The organism is Streptomyces sp. NPDC051576 (genome assembly GCF_040681835.1).
Lineage (GTDB): Bacteria > Actinomycetota > Actinomycetes > Streptomycetales > Streptomycetaceae > Streptomyces.
Map to the genome: position 1 here is coordinate 139803 of NZ_JBFAZO010000013.1, position 22962 is coordinate 162764.

The following is a 22962-nucleotide window of genomic DNA, read 5'->3' on the forward strand; positions in this document are numbered from 1 at the left end:
CCAGAGCCCCAGAGCCGAGGGAAGGTCCATGCCAAGAACCGCCCTGCTCGTTTCCACCGCCCTGTGCGCCGTGCTGCTGTCACCGGCCGCCGTGTCCCAGGCGGCGGCCGCCGCCGACCCAGCCCCCACCCCTGTCGACCGCTTCGAGGGCGAGGTGCCCTTCGCGAGCCAGCCCGCCGAGGGCATCTTCACCTGGGGCGGCGACACCGACGACCCGCCCCAACTCGCCCTCACCGCGAGACCCGACGCCCCCGAGGGCGACAAGGTACTGACCGGCACCTACGACATCAGCGGCTACGGCGGCTTCACCCACGACTACGCCGCGACCGAGCCCGGCCACGACTGGTCCGCCCACCAGGGCATCCGGTTCTGGTGGGACGGCCAGAACAACGGCAAGAAGACCAACTTCGAGATCAAGGACGGCGGCACCAACGGCGAGGCCTCCGAGCTGTGGACGACGTCCTTCACGGACGACTTCACCGGCTGGAAGCAGATCGAGATCCCGTTCGCGGACTTCGTCTACCGCACCGACTACCAGCCCGTCGGCGGTATCGACCACGTCCTCGGTCTCACCCAGATGTGGGGCTACGCGGTCACCCTCCCGGTCGGAGTGCACGGCCAATTCGCCATGGACGAAGTCGAGTTGTACGGCAAGGCCGACCAGTCCCTGCGCGCGAACGTCACCACCGACTCCGCCGTCTACCCGGTGAAGGAGGGCAGCACGGCCACCGTCAAGGTCACCGTCGCCACCACCGGCGCCGTCCCGCTCGACGACCCGGTGACCGTCGCCTACGCCTCCGACGGCGGCACCGCCACCTCCGGCAAGGACTACACCCCGGTCTCCGGCACCCTCACCTTCCCCGCGGGCACCGCGTCCGGCACCACGCAGACCGTCAAGGTCCGCACCCTCAAGGACAGGTCCGCCGAGAACGCCGAGACGATCCCGCTGAAGCTCACGGTCACCGGCGCCAAGGCCCCGACCGAGACCCCGCAGGTCGTCGTCGACGCGCACGGACTGCCGTACCTGGACAGCAAGTTGCCGATCAAGAAGCGCGTCGCCGACCTGGTGAAGCGCATGTCGCTGGAGGAGAAGGCCGGGCAGATGACCCAGGCCGAGCGCGGCGGTGTGGGCACCGGCGGTGACATCGCCACCTACGACCTCGGCTCGCTGCTCTCCGGCGGCGGCTCGACCCCGACGCCCAACACGGCCGCGGCCTGGGCGCAGATGATCGACTCGTTCCAACTCCGGGCGCAGGCAACGCGGTTCCAGATCCCGCTGATCTACGGCGTCGACGCCGTGCACGGCCACAACAACTTGGCCGGCGCCACGATCATGCCGCACAACATCGGCATCGGTGCCACCCGCGACCCTCAACTCGCCGAGAAGACAGGCACAGTGACGGCCAGCGAGGTCCGCGCGACCGGCGTCCCCTGGGACTTCGCACCCTGCCTCTGCGTCACCCGTGACGAACGCTGGGGCCGCTCCTACGAGTCCTTCGGCGAGGACCCGGCGCTCGTCCAGTCCATGGAGACCATGATCCAGGGCCTTCAAGGCGCCGCGAACGGCAAGCAGTTGAAGGACGACGACAAGGTCCTCGCCACCGCCAAGCACTTCGTCGGCGACGGCGGCACCGCGTACGGCTCCTCCACGACGGGCACGTACACCATCGACCAGGGCGTCACCACCGTCACCCGCCAGCAGCTCGAAGCCATCCACCTGGCCCCGTACCAGACGGCCGTCGACCGGGGCATCGGCACGGTCATGCCGTCCTACTCCTCGCTCGACATCGTCGGCGACGGCCTGGGCCCGGTGAAGATGCACGCCCGCGCCGACATGATCAACGGCGTCCTCAAGAACCGCATGGGCTTCGACGGCTTCGTCATCAGCGACTGGAACGCCATCGACCAACTCCCCGGCGACTACGCCTCGCACGTCGACACGGCGGTCAACGCGGGCGTCGACATGATGATGGTTCCGTACAGCTACAAGGACTTCACCTCGACGCTCATCGCCGAGGTGAAGGCGGGCCACGTCAGCCAGAAGCGGATCGACGACGCCGTATCGCGCATCCTCACCCAGAAGTTCAAGCTCGGTCTCTTCGAGAAGCCGTACGCCGACACGAGCAACGCGGCCGAGATCGGCTCGACTTCGCACCGGGCCGTGGCACGGCAGGCGGCGGCCGAGTCGCAGGTGCTGCTGAAGAACGCGGGGAGTGTCCTTCCGCTGAAGAAGTCGCAGAAGGTCTACGTCGCCGGGTCCAACGCCGACGACCTCGGCAACCAGACCGGCGGCTGGACCATCACCTGGCAGGGCGCGTCCGGCACCAACACCACCGGCACGACCATCCTCCAGGGCATGAAGAACGCCGGCGGTGACGTCACCTACTCCAAGGACGCCTCCGCCCCGACCAGCGGCTACGACGTCGGTGTGGTCGTCGTCGGCGAGACCCCGTACGCCGAGGGCGTCGGCGATGTCGGCAACGGCAACGACCTCACCCTCACCCCGGCCGACCAAGCGGCCGTGGACAAGGTGTGCGCGGCGATGAAGTGCGCGGTGCTGATCGTCTCCGGGCGCCCGCAGCTCATCGGCGGCCAACTCCCGAAGATCGACGCCCTGGTCGCCTCCTGGTTGCCCGGCACGGAGGGCGACGGCGTGGCCGACGTCCTCTACGGCAAGCGCTCCTTCACCGGTCAACTCCCGGTCACCTGGCCGAAGTCGGAGGCCCAACTGCCGATCAACGTCGGCGACACGACGTACGATCCGCAGTTCCCGTACGGCTGGGGCCTGACGACCGTGAAGAAGACGCCGACGGGCGGCTCGTCCACCCTGAGGGCACTGGAGGCCGCCGCGGGGAAGACCCGGTCGGCGGCGACGGGCAAGGCGATCGTCACCGAGGCGCGGCTGATCGTCCAGCAGAAGGTGGGCCAGAACATCACGGCGGCGGTCTCGAAGCCGTTCGCCGACGCGGACCATCTGCTGCTGACCGGTAAGTACGCGGCGGCCGTCAAGAAGCTGGAGGAGGCCTACCGGGCGGCCTAGCCGACCGCCACGAATGACCAGCTCGGGAGGCTTCGGGTAGCGTCGAATCATGAAGGCCGTGATCCGGACCCGAAGCCTCCCCGGGCTGCTGCTGGCCCTGCTGCTCGCCACCCTGACCATGGCGTCCCCGGCCGCCGCGGACACCGGCGTCTCGGCGATCGGCCAGGCCCTGCGCAAGGGCCCCGTCTATGTCGACCCGGGTACGTCCTCCCTGTCGTCCGCCGATGCCGACGCCCTCGCGCAGCGGATCAAGAAGGCCGACAAGCCGGTGTTCGTCGCGGTCCTGCCCGCCGACTACCCGACGGCGAACCTCTTCACCAACCTCCGCACCGCGACCGGCGTCACCGGCCTCTACGCGATCCGCCTCGGCGACCGTTTCGACGCCCGCGCCGACTCCTCGGTGCTGTCCAACAACGCCGTGAAGAACCTGGTCGCCAGCGTCCAGGGCGAGGACGCGAAGACCCAGCTCGACGACTTCACCGACCGCGCCCTCGCCAACATGGGCGGCTCGGCACCCGCGTCCTGGGGTTCTTCCTCGTCCTCGGACGGAGTCTCCGGCACGGCGCTGATCGTCGCGGCCGGTGTCCTGGTGGCCGGTGGCGCGGGGGCGTACACCCTGGTCCGGCGCAGCCGTCGCCGCCGCGAGGAGGAGCAGCGGGCCGCGCTGGAGAAGCTGCGGGTGGTGGTCGACGAGGACATCACCGCGTTCGGCGAGGAACTGGACCGCCTCGACTTCCACCCGGCGGAACCGGCCGCCGACGACGCGATGCGCGCCGACTACGAGCGCGCCCTCGACGCCTATGAACAGGCCAAGTCGTACATGGCGGCGGCGACGAAACCCGAGGACGTCCGGTCCGTCACCCAGGCCCTGGAGGACGGCCGCTTCTCGCTCGCGCAGCTCGCCGCCCGCCGCGAGGGCCGCCCGCTGCCCGAGCGCCGGGCCCCGTGCTTCTTCGACCCGCGCCACGGCCCCTCGGTCGCCGACGCCACCTGGACCCCGGCCGGTGGAGCACCCCGTTCGGTCCCGGTCTGCGCGGCCGACCAGGCCCGCCTCGCCGACGGCCACGACCCGATGATCCGCGAGGTCGACACGGACTACGGCCGCCGCCCCTACTGGGACGCGGGTCCGGCCTACGGCCCCTGGGCGGGCGGCTACTTCGGCGGCGGCCTCCTCCCCGGCCTCCTCGTCGGCACCCTGCTGGGCAGCATGATGTCCACCCCGTCCTACGCGTCCGACTACGGCACCGGCTACGGCGACTTCGGCAGCGGGGGCTACGACGGCGGGGACGTGTCCGGGGCGGACTTCGACCCCGGGGACTTCGGCGGCGGGTTCGACGGCGGGGGCTTCGGCGGAGGGGACGGGGGAGGCGGCGGGGACTTCGGCGGGGGTTTCTGAACCGCCGCGCAAGGTCACGCCTTCAGGGCGATGAGCTGGTACAGCGGGTCCGGGCGTGCCGTGTCCTGGTCCGGAAGCTCCGCGAGCCGTCGGTGTACGTCGGTCACCTGGTCAGCAGTCGCGTGCGAGCACCAGGGGATGTGGCCCGCCTCGATCACCTCCCGCCATCTGCGCGGGCTGCGGCCTTGCCCCGTTCCGGGGAAGACGGTCCGCGCTGCGAGACCCAGCCCATGCTCTGCCGCCCAATCAAGCACCTGGGCGGAATCATCGGGGACCCGGGGCGCGTACTGGCGCCGCAACTCCGCCGTGACCTGGGCGATGTCGCTGTCCTCGACGAAGTACGCGTCGTCTTTGTCGACGGTGGTGATCAGCACTCCGCCGGGCCGCAACACCCTGACCGCCTCGGCCAACACCGATGCGGGGTCCGGCAACAGATGCAGCAACCACACGATCACGACGGCGTCTACCCCGTCCGACACGAACGGCAGCCGCATGGCGTCGCCGCGCACGACACTCCCCGGAATCCGCTGCCCGGCAAGCCGCAGCATCCCGGGTGAACGGTCGACGCCCACCACCACCCGCTCCGGACGCAGCAGCCTTCTGGTCACCATGCCCGTGCCGCAGGCGATGTCCAGGATCGAGCAAGGCCCTTGGGGCAGCAGCAGTTCCACCGCGTCTGCCGCGGCCCGGGCTCTCGGTTCACCGCCTCGGGACGCGTCGTAGTTCCGGGCCTCGTAGTCGTAGTCGATCACCCGCCCATCCTGTCCGAGGGTCCGCCGCGTAGCGCGCGTTCTACAGCCATCTTCAGAGCAACGCTGAGGCCCCGCGCCGGGTGCTTCCACCACTCGATCATCGGCCCGCTCACCCTCAAGGCAGAGGCTGAAACTCAAGCTCAGACCTCCGGCCCTTCGGAATCCGCCAGCCGCTCCATCACGGCCGCCGCCAGCATCAGCAGCCCGCGCTCCGTCTCGCTGAGCGATGTCAGAGCAGCCTCCAGCCACACATCGCGCTCGGCCATGTCCAGCTCCAGCGCCCGCCGCCCCTCCGCCGACAGTGTGAGCACGGACTGGCGCCGGTCCACCGCGCTCGGCTCCCGCTCGATCAGCCCCTCCGCCTCCAGTTCGGCGAAGACCCGGGTGAGCGACTGCGGCCGCTGCCGCTCGGCCGCCGCGACCTCGCCGGGAGTCGCCGACCGGTGCCGGTACAGATGCCCGAGCACGATCAACTGGTTCGGAGTGAGCCGGCCCTCCCCGCCGCGCTCCTGCCGCAGTCGCCGGTTCAGCCGTACGACACCACGTCGGATCCGGGCGGCTTCGGAGAGATCGTCCATGGCAGATATCGTACGCGAATACTTACTATCCACAGCCTGTGGATCCCCGTACTGTATGAATAGTGACCGCAAAACTAATACGTAACGCGTACGAAGCTGGCCTGACGATGACCGCCGTGCTGCTCTGCTGGGGCACAGCCCTCTGGCTGGAAGGTGTCGCGGGCCTGCACACCGATGTGCTGGTTCTCGCGGTCGCGCTGAGCCTCACCCTGTCCTCCTCCCAGCGGACCGCCGATACTCGCCGCAGGCTGACCGCGCTCGGCGTGCTGCCCGTCACGGCCGGTGCCTCGATCTTTCTCGGCCGGCTGCTCGCCTCCCACTACGTGCTCGGCGCCGCCGTCTACACGGCGGGCATGGCGTTCGCCATCTGGATCCGTCGCTACGGCCCCGCCGCCACCAAGGCCGGCACCCTGCTGGCCCTCCCGCTCGTGGCCCTGCTCGTCGTACCCGGCCCCGCGCTGCCGCCCAAAGCCCAGAGCGAGCTGGTCACTTGGGGCTGGTCGGCGCTGATCGGGGCGCTGGCGTGCGGCGTGGTGTGGCTGGTGCAGGGGCTGGGGGACCGGTTCGGGCCCTGGCGCACCGAGCCCGCCCCCGAACAGCCGCCGCGCCGGTACCGCCTCCACCCCCGCCCCAGCACCCGCATGGCCCTCCAGATGGCGGCCGGGATCGCCGCCGCCTTCGCCCTCGGGCATCTCCTCTTCGCCGACCACTGGCCGTGGGTGGTCCTCACCGCGTACGTCGCCGCGAGCGGCAACCGCGGCCGAACGGACGTACTGCGCAAGGGAATCGAGCGGCTCGCCGGGGCCTCCGTGGGCACGCTGCTGGCCGCGGGTGTCGAGGCCCTCGGCATCACCGGCGACGCCTCCGTGGCGCTGATGTTCGCCGTCCTCACGGTCGCGCTGTGGCTGCGCCCCCTCAACTACGCCTACTGGGCGACCGGTATGACCTGCGCCCTGGCCCTCCTCCTCGGCTACTTCGGGCAGGACACCCTGCACCTGCTGCCCACCCGCCTCGAAGGGATCGCGGTCGGCGCGGTGCTGTCGGTGGCGTCGGCGTGGTGGGTGCTGCCGGTGCAGCGCGCCCGCCGTCAGCCCGTCCGGGGCACCACGAGTCCCGTCTCGTAGGCCATCACCACGGCCTGCGTACGATCGCGCAGCCCCAGCTTGGACAGGATGCGGCTGACGTGCGTCTTCACGGTCTCCTCGCCGACATGCAGCCGTCCGGCGAGTTCGGGGTTCGACAGGCCCTCGGCGAGCAGCCGCAGCACATCGGTCTCGCGCGGGGTGAGCACGTCCAGCGTGCCCTGGGTGGGCGCTTTAGGCCGCAGCCGCGCGAACTCGGCGATCAGCCGCCGGGTGATGCCGGGCGCGAGCAGCGCCTCACCGGCGGCGACGACCCGGACCGCCTCGAAGAGCCGCTCGGCCGTAACGTCCTTGAGCAGGAACCCGCTGGCACCGGCGGCCAGCGCGTCGTAGACATGCTCGTCGAGGTCGAAGGTGGTCAGCACCAACACCCGTGGCGCGTGCGGCCCTTGGAGCCGCGCGGTGGCCTCGATGCCGTCCATGACCGGCATGCGTACGTCCATCAGCACCACGTCGGGCAGGTGCTCCCGGCAGACACTCACCGCCTCGGCGCCGTCGCGGGCCGTGCCGACGACCGCGAAGTCGCCCTGAGTGGCGAGGAGTCCGGCGTATCCGACCCGGACCAGCTCGTGGTCGTCGGCGACGACGATACGGATGGTCATGCCTCCTCCGCGGGCTTGACGGGCAGCCGTGCCTCGACGAGGAAACCGCCGCCGGGAGCGGGCCCGGTGAGCAGCGTGCCCCCGACGGTGGCGGCCCGCTCGCGCATCCCCAGCAGACCGTGGCCCGCGCCGTCGGACGCGGGCCCGGGACCGTTGTCCCGCACCCGCACCGCCAAGTCCTCGTCCCCGTAACGGAGTTCCACGTCCACGGCGGCACCGGGCGCGTGTCGGCGGGCGTTGGTGAGGGCCTCCTGGACGATCCGGTACGCGGTGACCTCGATGCCGGGGTCGAGCGGGGTGATGGGGCCGCTGACGATGAGCCGGGTACGGGAACCGGCCGCGTCCCGGGACGCGTCGACGAGTTCCATCAGCTGACCGAGGCCGGGCTGGGGGCGCCGCTGGACCCCCGTGTCCGCGTCCTCCCGCAGCACGCCCAGCAACCGCCGCATCTCGGTGAGCGCGGTGCGCGCGGTGTCGCCGATGGCGAGCAGCCGGGTGGCGCCCTCGGCCGGAAGGCCGGGCGTGGTGAGCCGGGCGGTCTCCGCCTGGACGGCGATCATCGAGATGTGATGCGCGACGACGTCGTGCAACTCCCGTGCGATACGCGCCCGTTCACCCCGGGCGGCATGCTCCAGGAGAGTGTCCGCGAAGGCCTGTTCGGTCACGCTGTGGGCCAGTGCGGTGCTGCGCACCTGGTGGGCGATGCCGGTGGCCGCGGCGGCGGAGGCGAGCGTCGCCACGAGCACCGCGACGATCCGGGTCGGGCCCTCGCGGCTGCCGAGCGCGATCACGACGTACGGCAGGACGAGCAGCCCGCCGAGCCGGGTGGCGCCGGTCCGGCCCAGCACGTACACGCACACCAGTTGGGCCACCACTCCGCCCGCGGTGAGCTCTCCGAAGGGCACCAGCGAGAGCACGCAGGAGGCGCTGAGCGCGAGGGCCGCGCAGCTCCGGGCGAGACGCTCGGTCCCGAGGACGAAGGCGAGGGGCAGGGTGGAGGAGAGGGCGAGCAGCAGCAGGGCGGCGAAACCACCGGCCAAGTCGGTGCCCCGGACGAGGACTTCGGAGACGGCGAGCACACCGAGGGCGCCGAGGGCGACCCGCACGACCAGGGCACGAGTGCCGGCTTCGGCGGTCCGCCACCGGGACGTCACCGCCCGCACACCCGCACTCCTGTCACCCACTCCGTCATTGTGCAGACCCCCTTCCCCGGCGGCGTCCCCCTCGCGAGGGACCCCTCCCGCGTGACGACGCGCGGCACCGGCCGCCCCTAGCCTCCCTCACCATGAGCGACGCAACCATCGAAGTCCGCGAGCTACGCAAGCGGTTCGGCCGGACCCTCGCGGTCGACGGCCTCTCCTTCACGGTCGAGCCCGGCACGGTGACCGGCTTCGTCGGGCCCAACGGCGCGGGCAAGTCCACCACCATGCGATCCCTGCTCGGCCTGGACACTCCCGACGAGGGCCAGGCGCTGATCGGCGGACGCCCCTACCAGGCCCTGCGCACCCCGCTGTTGGAGGTCGGCGCCCTCCTGGACGCCGCCGCCCTGCACCCCGCCCGCCGGGGCCGCGACCACCTCCGCTGGCTGGCGCACTCCCACGGCCTGCCGATGCGGCGGGTGGACGAGGTCCTCGAACAGGTCGGCATGGTGGACGCGTCCCGTCGTCGGGCCGGCGGCTACTCCCTCGGCATGCGCCAACGCCTCGGCATCGCCGCCGCGTTGCTCGGCGACCCGCCGATCCTCCTCCTCGACGAACCGGTCAACGGCCTGGACCCCGAGGGCATCCAGTGGATCCGCACCCTCCTGCGCCACCTCGCCTCCGAGGGCCGCGCGATCCTGGTCTCCAGCCACCTGATGAGCGAACTCGAAGACACCGCCGACCACTTGGTGGTCATCGGCCGGGGCCGCCTGATCGCCGACACGGCGGTCGCCGACCTCCTCGCGGCGGCCTCCGGCGACCGGGTGCGCCTGCGCACGAGCAGCCGTACGGAAGCCATGGAACTCCTCGCCAGGGAGGGCGGCACGGTGGCCGTCACCGACCGCGACACCCTCACCGTCACCGGCCTCCCCGCCGAACGGATCGTGGAACTGCTGGCCGCCTCCCGGGTCCCCTTCGCCGAAGTGGGCGCGCACCGGGCGACGTTGGAGGAGGCGTACATGGAACTCACCCGGGACGCGGTCGAGTTCACATCGGCGGCGGCGACGGGGACGGACGAGGTGACCCGGTGATGACGACGACACCCACGAGGACGACGACGCCGTACCGCTCGGCGCTGCACCCCGCCCGCGCGGGCTTCCTACGGCTCCTGCGCGCGGAGTGGACGAAGTTCTGGACGGTGCGGGCCTGGCTGCTGGTGCTGGCGGTGGCGGCCGTGGTCACCGTCGTGGTCTGTGAGCTGGGCGCGAGCGGCTCCAGCACGAGCGGCGGCCCCCCGGTCGTGACGGGCCCGGGCGGCGAGGTCGTCAACGACGCCTTCCGCTTCAACCACCGCCCGCTGACCGGCGACGGCACCGTCACGGCCCGGGTCACCGGGCTGAAGAGCACCGACGGCAAGGCGCTGGAACCCTGGGCGAAGGCCGGGATCATCGTCAAGTCGAGCCTGAAGCAGGGCTCTTCGTACGCGGCGGTGATGGCGACCCCCGGCCACGGCGTCCGCCTCCAGTGGAACTTCACCCACGACAAGTCGGGCCCGAGCAGCGACCTGACGCAGGCCCCGCAGTGGCTCCGCCTGAAGAGGGCGGGCGACACCCTGACCGCCTACGAGTCGGTGGACGGTCGGCAATGGAACCGCGTCGGCACGGTACGGCTCGACGGGCTGCCCACGACGGTCCAGGTGGGCTTGTTCCTGGGAACCCCCAACCACCAGGTCGTCCGCCGCTCCTTCGGCGGTTCGAGCGAGACCGCGGGCAGCGGCGAGGCCACCGGCACCTTCGACCACCTCACCCTCCAGGGCAAGTCCACCGACAGCACCTGGACGGCCACGGACATCGGCGGCCCCGCCCTCAACGGCTCACCGGACAACAGGCGTCCGGGCACGACGACGGTCACGCCGGCCGGCACCTACACCCTCACCGGCCGGGGAGACATCGCCCCCGACGAGACCATCCCCGACATCGTCCAGATGAGCTTCCAGGGAATCTTCGTCGGCCTCCTCTTCATGGTCGCCCTGGGCACGCTCTTCGTGACGACGGAATACAAACGGGGCCTGATCCGTACGACGTTCACGGCGACGCCGTCCCGGCTGAAGGTGCTGGCGGCGAAGGCGACGGTGATCGGCGCGATCACCTTCACAACAGGCTTGCTGGCCACGGCGGTCGGCTTCACGCTGGCCCAACGCGCCCTGCACTCCAACGGCTTCAAGCCCCCCGAGTACCCCGACTTCTCCCTCCTGGATCACCCGGCCCTGCGGGCGGTGGTGGGCAGCGCAGTACTGCTCTCCCTGGTCGCGGTCCTGGCCCTGTCGCTGGGGGTGGTGCTGCGCAACAGCGCCGGCACGATCGCCACGCTCGTGGTCCTGGTGATCCTCCCGCAGATCCTGTCCTTCGCCCTCCCGCTCGGCGTGGCGCAGTGGCTGCTACGGGTGACCCCGGCGGCGGCCTTCGCCGTCCAGCAGGGCGTGACGTACTACCCGCAGGTCCAGCACAACTGCCTACCGGAGGCGGGCTGTTACCCCCTCTCCCCGTACAACGGCCTGGCGGTACTGGTGGCCTACGCGGCGGCGGCACTCCTGCTCGCGGCATGGACGGTCCGCAGGAGGGACGCATGAGGCATCTGCACGCCGAGTGGACCAAACTCCGTACGCTGCCCAGCACTTGGTGGCTCCTCGCGGCAACCTTCGCGCTGACGCTGGCGCTGGGCGCGGCGGCGGTCTCGTCGGTGACGACCATGGTGTGCCCGTCCCCGACGGACTGCCACGAGGACACGGTCAAACTGAGCCTCACCGGCATCCAGTTGAGCCAGGCGACCTGCCTGGTCCTGGGCGTCCTGTCGATGGGCGCGGAGTACGCCACGGGCACGATCCGCGCGACGCTCACGGCGATGCCGGGGAGGTGGCGGGTGCTGGCGGCGAAGTCGGCGGTACTGGCACTGCTCACGGGGGTGGCGGGAGCACTGGGAGTGCTGTCTTCCCTGGGCCTCGCCCGCCTGATCCTCCCGGCGAACAACTTCAAGGCGTCGACGGGCTACCCACTCCCGACCTTGACGGACGGCGCGACCCTCCGAGCGACGGCGGGCTCGGTACTACTCCTGATCCTCGTCACGCTCCTGGGCCTGTCCCTGGCGACCCTGCTCCGCGACACGGCAGGCTCGATCACCCTCGGCCTGGCCATCCTCTACGTCGTCCCGGTCCTGTCCCACCTCTTCAACTCCCCGACCTGGCAACACCGTTTGCAACGCTGGGCCCCGATGCCGGCGGCCCTGTCCATCCAGTCGACCAAGAACCTGGACGTGCTGGCGATCGGCCCGTGGCCGGGGCTGGGGGTGCTGGCGGCTTACGCGGTGGGGTTGTTGGGGGTGGGAGGGATGTTGTTCAAACTGCGGGACGCGTGACTTCGCCGAGGAAACCGGTCCATGCGGTGGGGGAGACGGTGAGGATTGGACCGACGGGGTTGGCCTTGGAGTCACGGATGTGGATGGCGGAGGGGTGGGCGGCTACTTCGAGGCAGTCGCCGCCTTCGCTGCCGCTGTAGGTGGACTTCCGCCAGGCGTAGGCGACTTCGAGGCAGTTGCCGCCCTCGCTGCCGCTGTAGCTGGACTTGAACCACGCCAGCGCGTCCATGGTGTTCATCAGTCTCCTAGCAGTCTCTCCAAGAGGCGCGCACTCTCGTCAGGAGTGAGGGCCTGAGACCGCAGCATTCCATACTTGTGGTGATAGTCGCTGACCTCGTCGGGATCATCGACGAGAAAGCTGGCGCGCTGTACCTCCAGCCAGACCAGGCGCTCGTGGTGGGGGGTCTCCAGCAGCACCATAGGACCGTCGAGACAGGCGTGCGGCGTCCGGTCCATGGGCATGACCTGCATACCCATGTTCACCGGTTCGGTGAAGTCCAGGATCTGACGGATCTGGGCCCGCATTACCTCCGGGCCGCCGACCTGCCTCCGCAGAACGCTCTCCTCGATGATGAAGTGGCCCACGGGCGGTTGCTCACGCTGCCAGATCAACTGCCGTTCCATCCGGTTGTCCACCCACTGCTCAGCCGTCTCGTCCCCGAGCCGTGGATACCGGTATCCGAAGACGGCGCGACAGTAGTCCCTGGTCTGAAGAAGCCCAGGAACCACCAGACTCTGATACGACAGGATGCTGAGCGCTTCCTGCTCATTGTCGGCCAACCCCTGAGCGAACTCCGGCATCCGTTCCCGCACCGGCAGCTTCCTGAGCAGCGCCACCAACGCCCCGCCCGTCCCGAGCAGTTCGTCGAACTCACCGGCCCGGTCCTCCAGGAGCGGAAGCCGTCCCTGCTCAATGGACCTGATGGTGTCCACGTGCAGGCTGGCGATCTCGGCGAACTGCTCCTGAGTGAGCCGCGCCTTCTTCCGGTAGTGAGCTACAAGCCCGCCGACCGCTGCCCAAACCCCGACCTTCTTAGGCCTCTTCGCCGATTGCATGCGTGTCCCTTTCCCCCGCGCACACCCGAAGTCGTCGTAGTGAGGTCGTAGCAATGAAAACTACGACCTCACTCACTGACCCACGATAGTGACTGCCTGTGACAGTGGCCCCATGAACGAACAACTCCAACAGGGCCACACCCGCGAGGCGTTCTACCGCCGCGACCGCAGATCGATCGCCCTGGCCCGCGACTTCACCCGAGAGACCCTCACGTCCTGGTCCGTCACGGCCCGCATGGATGACGCGCTGCTCTGCGTAAGCGAGTTGACGACGAACGCGATCCTCCACGGCGCACCACCGGGCCGAGGCTTCGCCCTCCACCTCTCCCTGCACCCCGACGGAGTTCTCCGCGTCGAGGTCCACGACAGCGGCACGCACGAACTCCGCAAGGTCCGCACCCCGTACAAGCAGTTGGACGCGGACAGCGGCCGGGGCCTGATGCTGGTCGCCGCGTTCGCGGACAAGTGGGGGGTGGGGGAGCGGGAGTTGGGGAAGGTGGTGTGGTGCGAGTTCGGGCTGGGATGACTAGGCGTCACACGCCTCCCGCCACCGCCACTCCAAGCACCAACAGCACCGCGCCCGTCACGATGCTCAGCCACCGCCGTACCGCAGGGCGGGTCACCAACGCGCGCCCCTTGCTCACGGCCCAGGTGAACAGCAGGTACCAGCAGGCGTTGACCAGCCCCCACAGCACCCCGAGGGCGATGGTCGTGAGCAGGACGGGTCCGCGGGCCGTGACGAACTGGGGCAGTACGGAGACCGCGAAGACACCGGCCTTGGGGTTGCCGAGATTCGTACCGAGTCCCGCCGCGTACGAGGTCCACCAACTCGTCGGCCCCGTCGGGGAGTTCGCGGGCGACTCGGGGTCCGTCCGGCGGGCTGCCTGGAGCGTGCTGACGCCGAGGACGATCAGGACGAGGCCGCCCGCCACCCGTACGACCGTGTAGGCGGCGGGGTTGGCCAGCAGGACCGCGGACAGCCCGGCCGCCGCAGCGGTGGACCAGAGCACCAGTCCCGTGGCGTTCCCGGTGATGGCCGCCCGCGCCGGGCGGAGACCGCCCTCCAGGGTCTGCCGGATCATGAACGCCTGCCCCGCCCCCGGCAGCATCGCCAGCAGCCAGGTCGTGATCACGAAGAGGGGGAGATGGGTGGGCACGTCGACCGGCCTTTCCGCGGGGACTTCCTTGCCTGTTCTGTCCGACCAGGCTGGCGCGAGCGCGGCGTATAGAGAAGGCGATGATTGTCGACCCGGCATTAAGATTATTGAATGCAGGACCCCGGACAGCTCCGTTTGCTCGCCCTGATCGAACGCCATGGCTCCCTCGCGGCGGCCGCCCAGGCGCTCGGCCTCACCCCGGCGGCCGTGACGCAGCAGGTGGCCAGGGCGGAGCGCGACTGGCAGGCGCCGCTGGTCCTGCGCGGACCGCGTGGTGCGGCGCTCACCCCCGCGGGCAGCCTCCTAGCCCGGCACGGACAGGTCATCGACGAGCAACTGGCCCAGGCGACAACGGAGTTGGCCGGTCTGCTCGGGCACCTGTCGCTGCGTCTGAGAGTCGGAGCCTTCCAGGCCCCGTCGGTGCACCTGCTCCCGCCCGCGCTGACGGCGCTGCGCCACCGGCATCCGGACGCCGATGTGTCCGTGGAGGACCTGCAGTCCGAACACGGAGTGGAGGAGGTCGCCGCGGGCCGGCTCGATCTCGCGGTGATCGCGTCCTGGGACAAGCTTCCCGATCCGCCACCGCGAGTCACCGTCGAGACTCTGCTGCTCGACCCGATGGTCGTCGTACTCCCCGACGACCATCCGCTGGCCGCCCGGCACCCCGTCGGCGCCCCGATCCGCCTGGAGGAGCTGCGCGACGAGTCATGGGTGACCATCCTGGCCGGTCACGCGGCCCGCGAGCAGTTCGACCGGGGCGTCGCCGACGCCGGTTTCACCCCGAGGATCAGATTCCAGACCGCCTCGTACGCCGTCGCCCAGGCCCTCGTCGGCACCGGCATCGGCGTCGCCCTCGTCTCCCGCCTGGCCCTGACCGACGTCCCCGGCACCACCCACCGCGAACTCGCCCACCCCCGACCGCACCGCCGACTGCACGTGGTCACCGCGACCGAGACCTCCCTCACGCCCCTGGTGAACGTCTTCGTGACCCTCCTGCGCGATGTCGCGGAACGGATCACCGAGAACTGGGCGGAGGAGTAGGGCTCAGGGCTCGTAGGAGAACCAGTTCCCGCACCGATTCCGTGTCGAGCCGGGCCAGGGCGGCGGTGACCCCGTCCAGGAACACGGCCTGGCCCCGGTTGTTGTGGGCGTAGACAAGGTTCCCGGTGACTTCCTGCCCATCGGCCTCCCGCCGTACCCAGACCACACCACGCGTGTCCGGTCCCGGTTCCCGGACGGCCCGGACGACGTCGCTCCAGTCGTCCACGGGTACGGGTGCGAAGCGTGGAAGGTAACGCCGTCTCAGCCGGCTCCACCAGCCGGGCGCCTCATGGAACGGCTGCCAGGGCAGGGCGACCGACGGGTTGCCGTCGATCATGGAGTGGACGGAGGCGACACAACCCCGCGCGTTGATACGGCGGTTCTGGCCGGTGACCCGGTGAGCGGCCGCCTCCGGCGGTACCGGTTCCATGTCCGCGAGGGGTGCGGCCGAGGCCGGGTGGAAGGGATGGCCGCCGATCTTGGGGACCACCACGGAGGCCGCCAGCATCGGTGTGCGGGGAAAGCCGGGCTGGGGCCGGGTGCGGCAGGCCATCAGCCAGGCGGTGTCCGTCTCCCGTACGGGTCGCGGCACGGCGAGCTCGACGAGCCCGCCGTAGAGCTGGTCCAGCCACGCCGTCGCCCGCTCGGCAGGGGCCGTAGAAGCGGCGGACGCCATCAGGCCGCGTTGTCCCATACGGCGGCCAGCGCGCTGATCCGGTCCTTGTACTCCAGGGCCTCGCGCCACTCCGGTACCCAGTACAGAAGGCCGTGTTTGGCTCCCGCGAAGGCTCCAGCCAGAGCCGCGATCGAGTCGGAGTCGCCGGACGAGTGGGAGGCGCGCATCACCGATGCGCGTGCGTTGCCGCGGACGACCAGGAAGCAGTACAGGGCCGTGGCGAGGGCCTCCTCGGCGACCCAGCCGGCGCCGACCGCCTCGGACGGGTCCCGTTCCGGGTCCATGGCGTTCAGCGCGACCTCTGTCGTGTCCAGGGCGCGCAGGCACTCGTCCCAGCCGAAGGCGATGAAGGCCTGGGGGTCCGGGGCGCCCGCCTTCGCGGACAGATCGCCCAGCCAGTCGGCGTGGTACGTGTGGCGGGACTCCTGTGCGTAGGCGCGGAGGCGGGGGAGGAGGTCGGCGAGGGGGCAGTCATGCGCCAGGAGCCAGGTGGCGTGGGCGGTGAGGTCGCTTGCCGCCAGCGCGGTGGGGTGGCCGTGGGTCAGGGCCGCCTGCAACTGGGCGATTCCAGCCCGCTGTTCGGCGCTCAGGCCGGGGATGAGACCGACCGGCGTGACGCGCATGTTGGCGCCGCAGCCCTTGGAGCCGAGGACGGTGGCGTCCTGCCAGCGCAGGCCGCGTTCCAGGTCGGTGCAGGCGGTGAGGCAGGTCTGGCCGGGGGCGCGGTTGTTGTCGGGGTCGCGCAGCCAGGCCACGAAGTGCTTGCGCAGGGTGGCTTCGACCGTGGCCGGGGTGAGGGCAGTGGCAGCTGCGGCCGCGTCTCGGGTCCCTCGGATCCTTCGGGTTCCGGGGGCGGGGGCACCGGCGCCGCTCGCTTCCACCAGCGCTTCGCCGACGGCCAGGGCCATCTGTGTGTCGTCACTGACCCGGACGATGTCACCTTCGGAAAGCGGCAGGCCCATCTCGCGCCACGGACCGAACTTCGCGGTGATCTGCGCCATGTTCAGGAACTCGGTGGGGTAGCCCATGGCGTCGCCGATGGCCAGACCGAAGAGGGAGGCGGCAGCGGCCCTTCCGACGCGTTCCACAAGGGGGTGGCCCGCGAGTTCTTTCAGTGCCTGCAAGCTCGCAGCCTCGGCAAGGGAACCCTGGACAATGTGCGAGGAGTTGGCAGAAGGCCACTGCTCGACAAGCTCGGTCACTGCCTGGGACGGCGTGAGCCCGCGGACCTTGGCCGCATCAAGCCGACTCGTCCATACGGCGCCCTTGTTGACGCCTTCGTCGCCTCTCTTCCTGATCGGGACCCAACTCGCCGCCTCGTCCTCGTCGTTGAACCACAAGTAGCCGAGCAGGTCGTTTTGGTTGTCGGCCACAGCCACGTAGCGCACGGGACCGCTGGTCCGGAACGCGTAGCGTGGCGGCCCCCCGGAGACGATCAGACCCGCCCCGTCGTCCTCGTGCAGTCGAGGATTGGTCGTTCGCTTGACGAAACGGGGCTTGGCGTCATGGTCGGAGTTCATCTTGGCTTTCCTTCTTCTGCTACTTCGGCAGTACGTTGCCGTAGATGTGCCACTGGCCGTTTTCCAGGAAGGCGCGAGTTACCTCATACGAGGTACCGCGTCCGAGGAGCAGCTCCCGCTCACCCATACCGAACGTGCCGACATTCTCCACCCATAGTGCCGGAGTTCCAGCAGGGACCCGGAGGTGCAAAATGCCTTCCTTGTTCGCGAATGCGGGCACGGCGCCGTTGTCGCCGAGCGAGGTGGACATGTAGCCCTCGTCTGTGATCGTTCTGCCAACGAGCTGGGAGGGTGCATTGGCGCCCAGGTGGCCGACGCCTTGTCCGCGGACCACTGTGAGGTCCTGCGGCACCGGGGTTCCGGCCAGTGCCTTGTCCGTGTTCTCGATATTACGGAGCACGTCCGGAGTGCCCAGGTCGGCGTTGCCGCGGAGGTATCCGTTCATTTCCTGGTAGGTGGCGTTTTTTGGATTCGGCTCACCCAAGTCGTTCGTATAGTCCAAGAGCGACTTCTTTGTTGATTCGGGGAGGCTGTCTGCGTATTCGTTCCAGACGTCCCTCCCGTATGAAATTGCCGCGTCCGTGTCCGGGAACCTGTGCGCCCCGTCATACAGCTCACCAGAGGCCGTCGCGTGCTTCTGCTCGGTGCCGAGGTCGGCGAAATCCTCGTCGGAGAGTTTCCGGGCGCCCTGGTTGAGGTCGTCGAGCGACGGATGCTGGTCCTCCAGGAACCTCTGCGCCATCCCGGACTCCACCGTGTCCGCGTGGACACCCGCCTCGCCGAGATCCTCGCCGTAGCGCACCCCCTTGGACGCCAGATTCGTCGCGGCACCCTCCGCGCCCTCCTCCATGGCCAGCCGCAGCCCGCCCTTGGCCAGGCCCACGCCCTTGGTGCCGACGAGTTCGGGGATGAGGCGGCCGACGAACTCGGAGGGGTCCTTCTTGAAGCCGTCGACGGCGGCCTGCAGGGCGCGTTCGGGGTGGGCGGCGGTGGAGACCAGACCGGAGAGCGTCATGCTGACGTTCTGGTAGTACGCGGCCGGGTGCGTGAGGGCGTACGGATCCATCGGGTTGAGGCCGCGGGCGAAGTTGAGCAGGCCCGCGGTGCCCTTGAGAGCGCCCCCGACCACATGGGCGAGTTCCATGTGGTAGGCCTGAAAACCGTCGGCGACATCGTCCCCGATCCGGTCCAGCGGCGGCGGCTCGGCCGGAGCGTGGGCGAGGGCCGCCTTGATGGCGGCGGCGGCCTTGGCCGACGCCTCGTTACGGCCCCGGCGCGCGTCCGCGAGGATGTCCGCCGCCCTGTCGATGTCGGCCTTGCCCGCGGACTCGTCGAAGGGCTCGGGCTTCGGGCCGGGGTCCTCACCGGCCAGGGCCTTGACGTTGTAGGCGCCGACCTTCTTGTTGTACGCGTCGGCCGCGTCCTTGTAGGCCTTCTCGCCCCGCTTGTAGCGGTCGATGGCCTCCTGCGCCTTGCCCTGGGCCCACTTGATGGTGTCGGCGTACGAGTCCAGAGCCTTCGCCGCGTCCTCGCAGGCGTCGGCGGCCTGCAGCCACTTGGTGGGGTGCATCTCGAACTTCGCACGGAAGGCGTCCCCGGCCTCGCCCGTCCACCCCGATGAGCCGACCTTCTTCATGCCCTGCCCGACATGGTCGAAGGCGGTGTAGAAGTCCTTCAGATGCTTGGCGCTCTCCCGGACCTTGTCGGGGTTGCCGTGCACCAGCTCGGTCGGGTCCTCGGTGTGGCCAAGACCCTGTTCGCTGGGGGTGGCGCCCAGATCGGCGGCCAGGTGGTCGCCCGCGCTGTGGACCCAGTCACCGGCCTTGTCCAGACCGACGTAGTCGAGGCCGTCGCCCAGCTTGTCGCTGGTGTAGTCGATGGCCTCGCCGAGTTTCTCCTTGCCCGAGTCGACGAGGTCCTCGCCGGCCTCAAGCCCTCTGTTGAGGCCGTCCTTGATCCCGCTGACGAGATCACCGATGCCCATCAGCCCGCGTCCCCGCCCTGCTGCTGTTGCGCGGCCTTGGCGCGTTCCTCGGCGGAGGGACCGAAGGTGCTGTCGAGCCACTTCTCGTACTCGGCGTCGGACACCCCGGCCGCGCTGTGCAGGTTCTCCGGGTTCAGACCCATCGGGCCCAGCGTGGAGGAGGTCATCACATCGCGGCCCGCGTCCTTCCAGCCCTGCTCGACGTTGGCGTTCGCCTTGTCCCACGACTCGGCGCTGAAGTCCGTGTTGCCGCTGTAGATCCCGGACTTGTAGATGTCGCCCCAGCCCTCCCGGGTGACCTCGTCCTCGGTCGCGTACGGGTTGCCGATGGCCGCGTTCGCGACGACCTTGAAGGTCCCCTCGACGTACTGCTCGGTCTCGTAATAGGTGCCCGCCGACAGTCCGACGCCCTGCGCGAACTTGTTCCCCTCGTTGATCAGCGTGCGCACGCCCCACTCCCAGCGGGTGCAGAACGAGTCGAAGGCGTCGGTCACATCGTCCGTGCCCAGCTCAAGCCCGGTCAGACCGATGTCGCTGAAGCCGCGCCCCGCCCCGGCCACGCCGACCATGCCCAGTTCCTTGAGCTCACCGAGCGCCTCGGTCAGCCCCTTCGTGATGAGCTCCAGACCCTCTGCCTTCAGGTCCTCGCCGCCGCTCATGCCACACCCCCCGTGGTGTCGTCATCGACATCGATCGCCGCCGCGTCCGGCACGATCCCTCGCACCGGCGGGAACACCATCCCGTCCGGCCCGTCCGCACAGTCCAGCGCCACCCCGCACGGCACCCCCGCCGCGGGCACCGCCACGTCCAGCAGGCGGGCACCGAGGATCGACTGGTACGTCCACTCGCGGGCGTACGCGCCGCGTGCCTGGGCGTAGCGGGCCAGGGCCTGTTCGTCGGAGAACGCGAGGATGAACCGGATGCCGTTCAAGTCCGCGGTGAGCAGCCCACGTTCCTCGTCCGGCCCGGGCCCGTCCCCGAGCGGAACCAGGACCGCCGTACGCCGGAACTCGTCCAGCAACTCTGCGAAGGCGCGCTTGCGCGCTGCCACCTCGGGATCCTCGGGTGGTCCCGCGTCCCGCGGTGCCTTCGGTGCTTCGGCCGGCTCCGCGGGGGCGTTCGGTTTCAGCCAGTCCGGTGTGGCCGCTGCGGAGGGTGTGGACGCATCCGCGTCGCCCCGCCCCGGTGCAGCCATGTCCGCGTAATCAGCGAACGGCGACCGTCGGCTCTGCTCGGGCAGCGGAAAACTCCCCCCGTTGTCAGCCATGCCCGGCATCATCACACCCCAGCGTTCCCGGCTGCAACGCGAGCTGCCATGGGGCACATTCAGACACACGACCTCCACCGAGCGACAACGTCGAGTTCGCCGTGGGCTATGGCTGAGCGTTCTGCCGGGCCGCCTCTCGGAGCGCGGCGATGTTGCCCTCTTCGAGAGCGAGGTCCTCACTGGCGCCGAGGGATACCCACCAGTCCCGGGCTCGGGTGAAGGCCACGAGAGCCTGGCTGTGCAACCCGAGCTCTGCCCAGGTCAGCCCAAGATCTCTCCAGGCCTTGGCCCTGCCGTGCCAGTTGCCGAGTTCGGCGCACAGTCCCAGTCCGCGAGTGAACGCGGTCACGGCTTCCGCGTGGCGCCCCAGAGCGCGGAGGGTGATACCAAGACGGATCTGAGCTGCTGACTCGCCGTCCTTGTCGCCGAGTTCCACGAGCGTGACGAGGGCTTCTTTCAATGCGTCGTACGACTCGTCCAGGCGACCCGACACTGCCAGCACGCCGCCGAGGTTCTGACGCGTGATGGCCGCTTGACGCCGCATGCCCAACTCTGCGTAGATGCGCATGCTTTGGTTGTATGCATCGATCGTGTCGTCGTGCCGACCCAGCGCGCTCAGGGTGAGCCCGAGGTTGTTCCACGTCATGGCCAGGCCCTCGCGCTCGCCGAGCGATGCGTAAAGGTGCAGCGCTCTTCGGTGGGCGGCCTCCGAGTCGGTGAATCGCTCCAAGAAGTGCAGGGCGCTGCCGAGACAGCTGTGTGCCAGGGCCTCGCCCCTGGCGTGCCCGGCCTTGCGGGCGGCCTCGCAGGCAGCCGTCGCCGTGATGCCCCAGTCGTCGAAGGCCCGTAGCTGCTTGAGATAACTTTCCAGGGTCAGGGCGAGCCACATGGCCGCCTGGAGCTGCTCCTGGTCTTCGGTATCGGTCCACTGAGTGGCGGCCAGCAGCCCGGTGCGCTCGTCGTCGAACCATTGCAGGGCATGTTCGCGGTCGTCGAAGAGCGGGAGGGGCGCCTGGTCGGGGCGCCGGTCGATGTACGCCTTGGCCGACAACGCCACTTGGGAGTAGTAGCCCAGCAGACGCTTACGACCCTCGGCCGCTTCGTCCCGTACGCCCGGCTCGTCGGCGACGATCCGGGCGTAGAGGCGTACGAGGTCGTGCATCCGCCAGCGCCGGTCACCCGGGACCGCGGTGAGAAGCGAGACGGCGGTCAGTTCCTCAAGGAGCGGTTCCAGTTGCTCCGGGACCAGGCCGGTCAGGTTGGCCGCCGGTCCGATCCCGATGCTGTCCCCGGGCGCCTGCCCCAACAGCCGGAAAACCCGAGCCAGTTCAGGCTCCAGCCGCGCATACATCACATCGAACACGGGCCGCAGGCTCAACTCCTTCCCGTACTGATCGACACCCCGCGCCGACAACGCCCGCACCCGGTCGCTCGCCGCCTGCAACTCACCGACCAGCGTGGAAACCGGCCGCTGCCGACGCCGCCGCAGCAACGCGGAGACGATCAGCAGCGCAAGCGGCAAGTGCCCGCACAGAGCGCCGAGTTGACGTACCGCCTCCGGCTCCTCCGCGACCCGGCGATCCCCGGGGTCGTACCGCCGAAGGGACCGATCCACCAGTTCCCGCGACGCGTCCGGCGTCAACCCCGTCACGCCGAACTGCCGTACAGGGAGGGAGTCCTGGACCTCCCGCGAGGTCACCAGCACCCGGTGCCCGACCCCTTCTCCCGGCAGCAGCGGAGCGATCTGCGCCGGGTCGGACGCGTTGTCGAGGAGGATCAACACGGGCTCGCGGGAGCTCAACTCGGCCCGGTAGCACGCGTACTGCTCATCCGCCGTAGGTGGCAGATCCGTGTCAGCGACCCCCAGCGCCCGCAACAACGCCAGCACCGCCTGATCCGCCGTCACCGGAACCTCGTCGTATCCCCGCAGATCGACGAAGAGCGCACCCCCGGCAAACCACCCCCGTTCCCGCGCCGCATGCGCCACGGACAACGCGAGGGCCGTCTTGCCGACACCGCCCAGCCCCGCGACGGCGGAGATGACGACGGACTCGGAACCCTCGCCCACCCCGGGATCCAGCGCGCCCAGCAACTCGGCCACTTCCTCCTCGCGGCCCGTGAAGACGGCCGGGGCGGCAGGCAGAGCGGACAGGGCGGTGGGCGAGGGGGCCGCACGAGGGGACCCCGCCCTCCCGGTGACC

The 22962-nt window shown here is 70.0% G+C and carries 21 protein-coding genes; 8 read left to right on the forward strand and 13 right to left on the reverse strand.

All coding sequences use genetic code 11. The features are described from left to right. Nucleotides 1–28 precede the first annotated feature (28 nt). Entirely contained in the window at nucleotides 29–3040 is a 3012-nt protein-coding gene (locus AB0M63_RS36015; protein ID WP_366022313.1) for a glycoside hydrolase family 3 N-terminal domain-containing protein, read from the forward strand. 49 nt (nucleotides 3041–3089) lie between these two features. After that, on the forward strand, nucleotides 3090–4436 hold the full coding sequence (locus AB0M63_RS36020) for a hypothetical protein (protein WP_366022314.1): 1347 nt from the start codon (nucleotides 3090–3092) through the stop codon (nucleotides 4434–4436). Nucleotides 4437–4450: 14 nt separating this feature from the next. On the opposite strand, the gene AB0M63_RS36025 is transcribed toward AB0M63_RS36020, so the two are convergent. After that, nucleotides 4451–5188 (reverse strand): class I SAM-dependent methyltransferase, encoded by a 738-nt coding sequence (locus AB0M63_RS36025; protein WP_366022315.1) that lies wholly within the window; start codon nucleotides 5186–5188, stop codon nucleotides 4451–4453. A 140-nt stretch (nucleotides 5189–5328) separates the two neighbouring features. After that, nucleotides 5329–5766, reverse strand: coding sequence for a MarR family transcriptional regulator (locus tag AB0M63_RS36030; RefSeq protein ID WP_355920751.1), 438 nt, complete (start codon nucleotides 5764–5766; stop codon nucleotides 5329–5331). A 107-nt stretch (nucleotides 5767–5873) separates the two neighbouring features. On the opposite strand from AB0M63_RS36030, the gene AB0M63_RS36035 reads away from it, so the two are divergent. Further along, nucleotides 5874–6890 carry an FUSC family protein gene (locus AB0M63_RS36035; RefSeq protein ID WP_366022317.1) on the forward strand — a complete coding sequence of 339 codons (1017 nt, stop codon included), beginning with the start codon at nucleotides 5874–5876 and terminating at the stop codon, nucleotides 6888–6890. On the opposite strand, the gene AB0M63_RS36040 is transcribed toward AB0M63_RS36035, so the two are convergent. Together AB0M63_RS36040 and AB0M63_RS36045 are read right to left on the reverse strand one after the other, a co-directional pair. After that, nucleotides 6854–7510, reverse strand: coding sequence for a response regulator transcription factor (locus tag AB0M63_RS36040; RefSeq protein ID WP_355920745.1), 657 nt, complete (start codon nucleotides 7508–7510; stop codon nucleotides 6854–6856). The genes AB0M63_RS36035 and AB0M63_RS36040 overlap by 37 nt on opposite strands. Continuing rightward, nucleotides 7507–8694, reverse strand: a complete 1188-nt coding sequence (locus tag AB0M63_RS36045) for a sensor histidine kinase (RefSeq protein WP_355920742.1) — start codon at nucleotides 8692–8694, stop codon at nucleotides 7507–7509. Before AB0M63_RS36045 ends, AB0M63_RS36040 begins: the two co-directional genes overlap by 4 nt. A 101-nt stretch (nucleotides 8695–8795) precedes the next feature. On the opposite strand from AB0M63_RS36045, the gene AB0M63_RS36050 reads away from it, so the two are divergent. Genes AB0M63_RS36050 through AB0M63_RS36060 form a run of 3 tightly spaced genes read left to right on the forward strand, consistent with a single transcriptional unit; the run spans nucleotide 8796 to nucleotide 12060 of the window. Beyond that, on the forward strand, nucleotides 8796–9740 hold the full coding sequence (locus tag AB0M63_RS36050) for an ATP-binding cassette domain-containing protein (protein ID WP_366022319.1): 945 nt from the start codon (nucleotides 8796–8798) through the stop codon (nucleotides 9738–9740). Then, the gene (locus tag AB0M63_RS36055; RefSeq protein ID WP_366022320.1) at nucleotides 9740–11278 is read left to right on the forward strand and encodes a hypothetical protein; all 1539 of its coding nucleotides are present in this window, start codon (nucleotides 9740–9742) and stop codon (nucleotides 11276–11278) included. The genes AB0M63_RS36050 and AB0M63_RS36055 overlap by 1 nt, the downstream gene beginning before the upstream one ends. Beyond that, complete coding sequence (locus AB0M63_RS36060) at nucleotides 11275–12060, forward strand: ABC transporter permease (protein WP_366022321.1); 786 nt, start codon at nucleotides 11275–11277, stop codon at nucleotides 12058–12060. Before AB0M63_RS36055 ends, AB0M63_RS36060 begins: the two co-directional genes overlap by 4 nt. On the opposite strand, the gene AB0M63_RS36065 is transcribed toward AB0M63_RS36060, so the two are convergent. Both AB0M63_RS36065 and AB0M63_RS36070 read right to left on the reverse strand, forming a co-directional pair. Next, a complete protein-coding gene (locus tag AB0M63_RS36065; protein ID WP_366022323.1) occupies nucleotides 12041–12298 on the reverse strand; it encodes a DUF397 domain-containing protein in 258 nt (85 codons plus the stop codon). The two genes, AB0M63_RS36060 and AB0M63_RS36065, sit on opposite strands and share 20 nt — an antisense overlap. Then, nucleotides 12298–13116 carry a helix-turn-helix transcriptional regulator gene (locus tag AB0M63_RS36070; RefSeq protein ID WP_366022325.1) on the reverse strand — a complete coding sequence of 273 codons (819 nt, stop codon included), beginning with the start codon at nucleotides 13114–13116 and terminating at the stop codon, nucleotides 12298–12300. The genes AB0M63_RS36065 and AB0M63_RS36070 overlap by 1 nt, the downstream gene beginning before the upstream one ends. A gap of 112 nt (nucleotides 13117–13228) precedes the next feature. Here AB0M63_RS36070 and AB0M63_RS36075 point away from each other — a divergent pair, with 112 nt between their 5' ends. Beyond that, nucleotides 13229–13642 carry an ATP-binding protein gene (locus AB0M63_RS36075; protein WP_366022327.1) on the forward strand — a complete coding sequence of 138 codons (414 nt, stop codon included), beginning with the start codon at nucleotides 13229–13231 and terminating at the stop codon, nucleotides 13640–13642. A 7-nt stretch (nucleotides 13643–13649) separates the two neighbouring features. Here AB0M63_RS36075 and AB0M63_RS36080 read toward each other — a convergent pair whose 3' ends face one another. Continuing rightward, nucleotides 13650–14273 carry a LysE family translocator gene (locus AB0M63_RS36080; RefSeq protein WP_366022329.1) on the reverse strand — a complete coding sequence of 208 codons (624 nt, stop codon included), beginning with the start codon at nucleotides 14271–14273 and terminating at the stop codon, nucleotides 13650–13652. A 111-nt stretch (nucleotides 14274–14384) separates the two neighbouring features. Between AB0M63_RS36080 and AB0M63_RS36085 the strand changes: the two genes are divergently transcribed. Beyond that, nucleotides 14385–15314, forward strand: coding sequence for a LysR family transcriptional regulator (locus AB0M63_RS36085; RefSeq protein ID WP_366022330.1), 930 nt, complete (start codon nucleotides 14385–14387; stop codon nucleotides 15312–15314). On the opposite strand, the gene AB0M63_RS36090 is transcribed toward AB0M63_RS36085, so the two are convergent. The 6 genes from AB0M63_RS36090 to AB0M63_RS36115 form a co-directional block, all read right to left on the reverse strand. Then, a complete protein-coding gene (locus tag AB0M63_RS36090) occupies nucleotides 15289–15990 on the reverse strand; it encodes a toxin glutamine deamidase domain-containing protein (RefSeq protein ID WP_366022332.1) in 702 nt (233 codons plus the stop codon). The genes AB0M63_RS36085 and AB0M63_RS36090 overlap by 26 nt on opposite strands. Beyond that, nucleotides 15990–17078 (reverse strand): ADP-ribosylglycohydrolase family protein, encoded by a 1089-nt coding sequence (locus AB0M63_RS36095; protein ID WP_366022461.1) that lies wholly within the window; start codon nucleotides 17076–17078, stop codon nucleotides 15990–15992. The genes AB0M63_RS36090 and AB0M63_RS36095 overlap by 1 nt, the downstream gene beginning before the upstream one ends. Nucleotides 17079–17529: 451 nt before the next feature. Beyond that, nucleotides 17530–19494, reverse strand: a complete 1965-nt coding sequence (locus tag AB0M63_RS36100; protein WP_366022333.1) for a putative T7SS-secreted protein — start codon at nucleotides 19492–19494, stop codon at nucleotides 17530–17532. After that, on the reverse strand, nucleotides 19494–20153 hold the full coding sequence (locus tag AB0M63_RS36105; protein WP_355920711.1) for a hypothetical protein: 660 nt from the start codon (nucleotides 20151–20153) through the stop codon (nucleotides 19494–19496). Before AB0M63_RS36105 ends, AB0M63_RS36100 begins: the two co-directional genes overlap by 1 nt. Beyond that, entirely contained in the window at nucleotides 20150–20761 is a 612-nt protein-coding gene (locus AB0M63_RS36110; RefSeq protein ID WP_355920708.1) for a hypothetical protein, read from the reverse strand. The genes AB0M63_RS36105 and AB0M63_RS36110 overlap by 4 nt, the downstream gene beginning before the upstream one ends. Before the next feature lie 106 nt (nucleotides 20762–20867). Further along, nucleotides 20868–22862, reverse strand: a complete 1995-nt coding sequence (locus AB0M63_RS36115; protein WP_366022335.1) for a tetratricopeptide repeat protein — start codon at nucleotides 22860–22862, stop codon at nucleotides 20868–20870. Nucleotides 22863–22962: the final 100 nt, after the last annotated feature.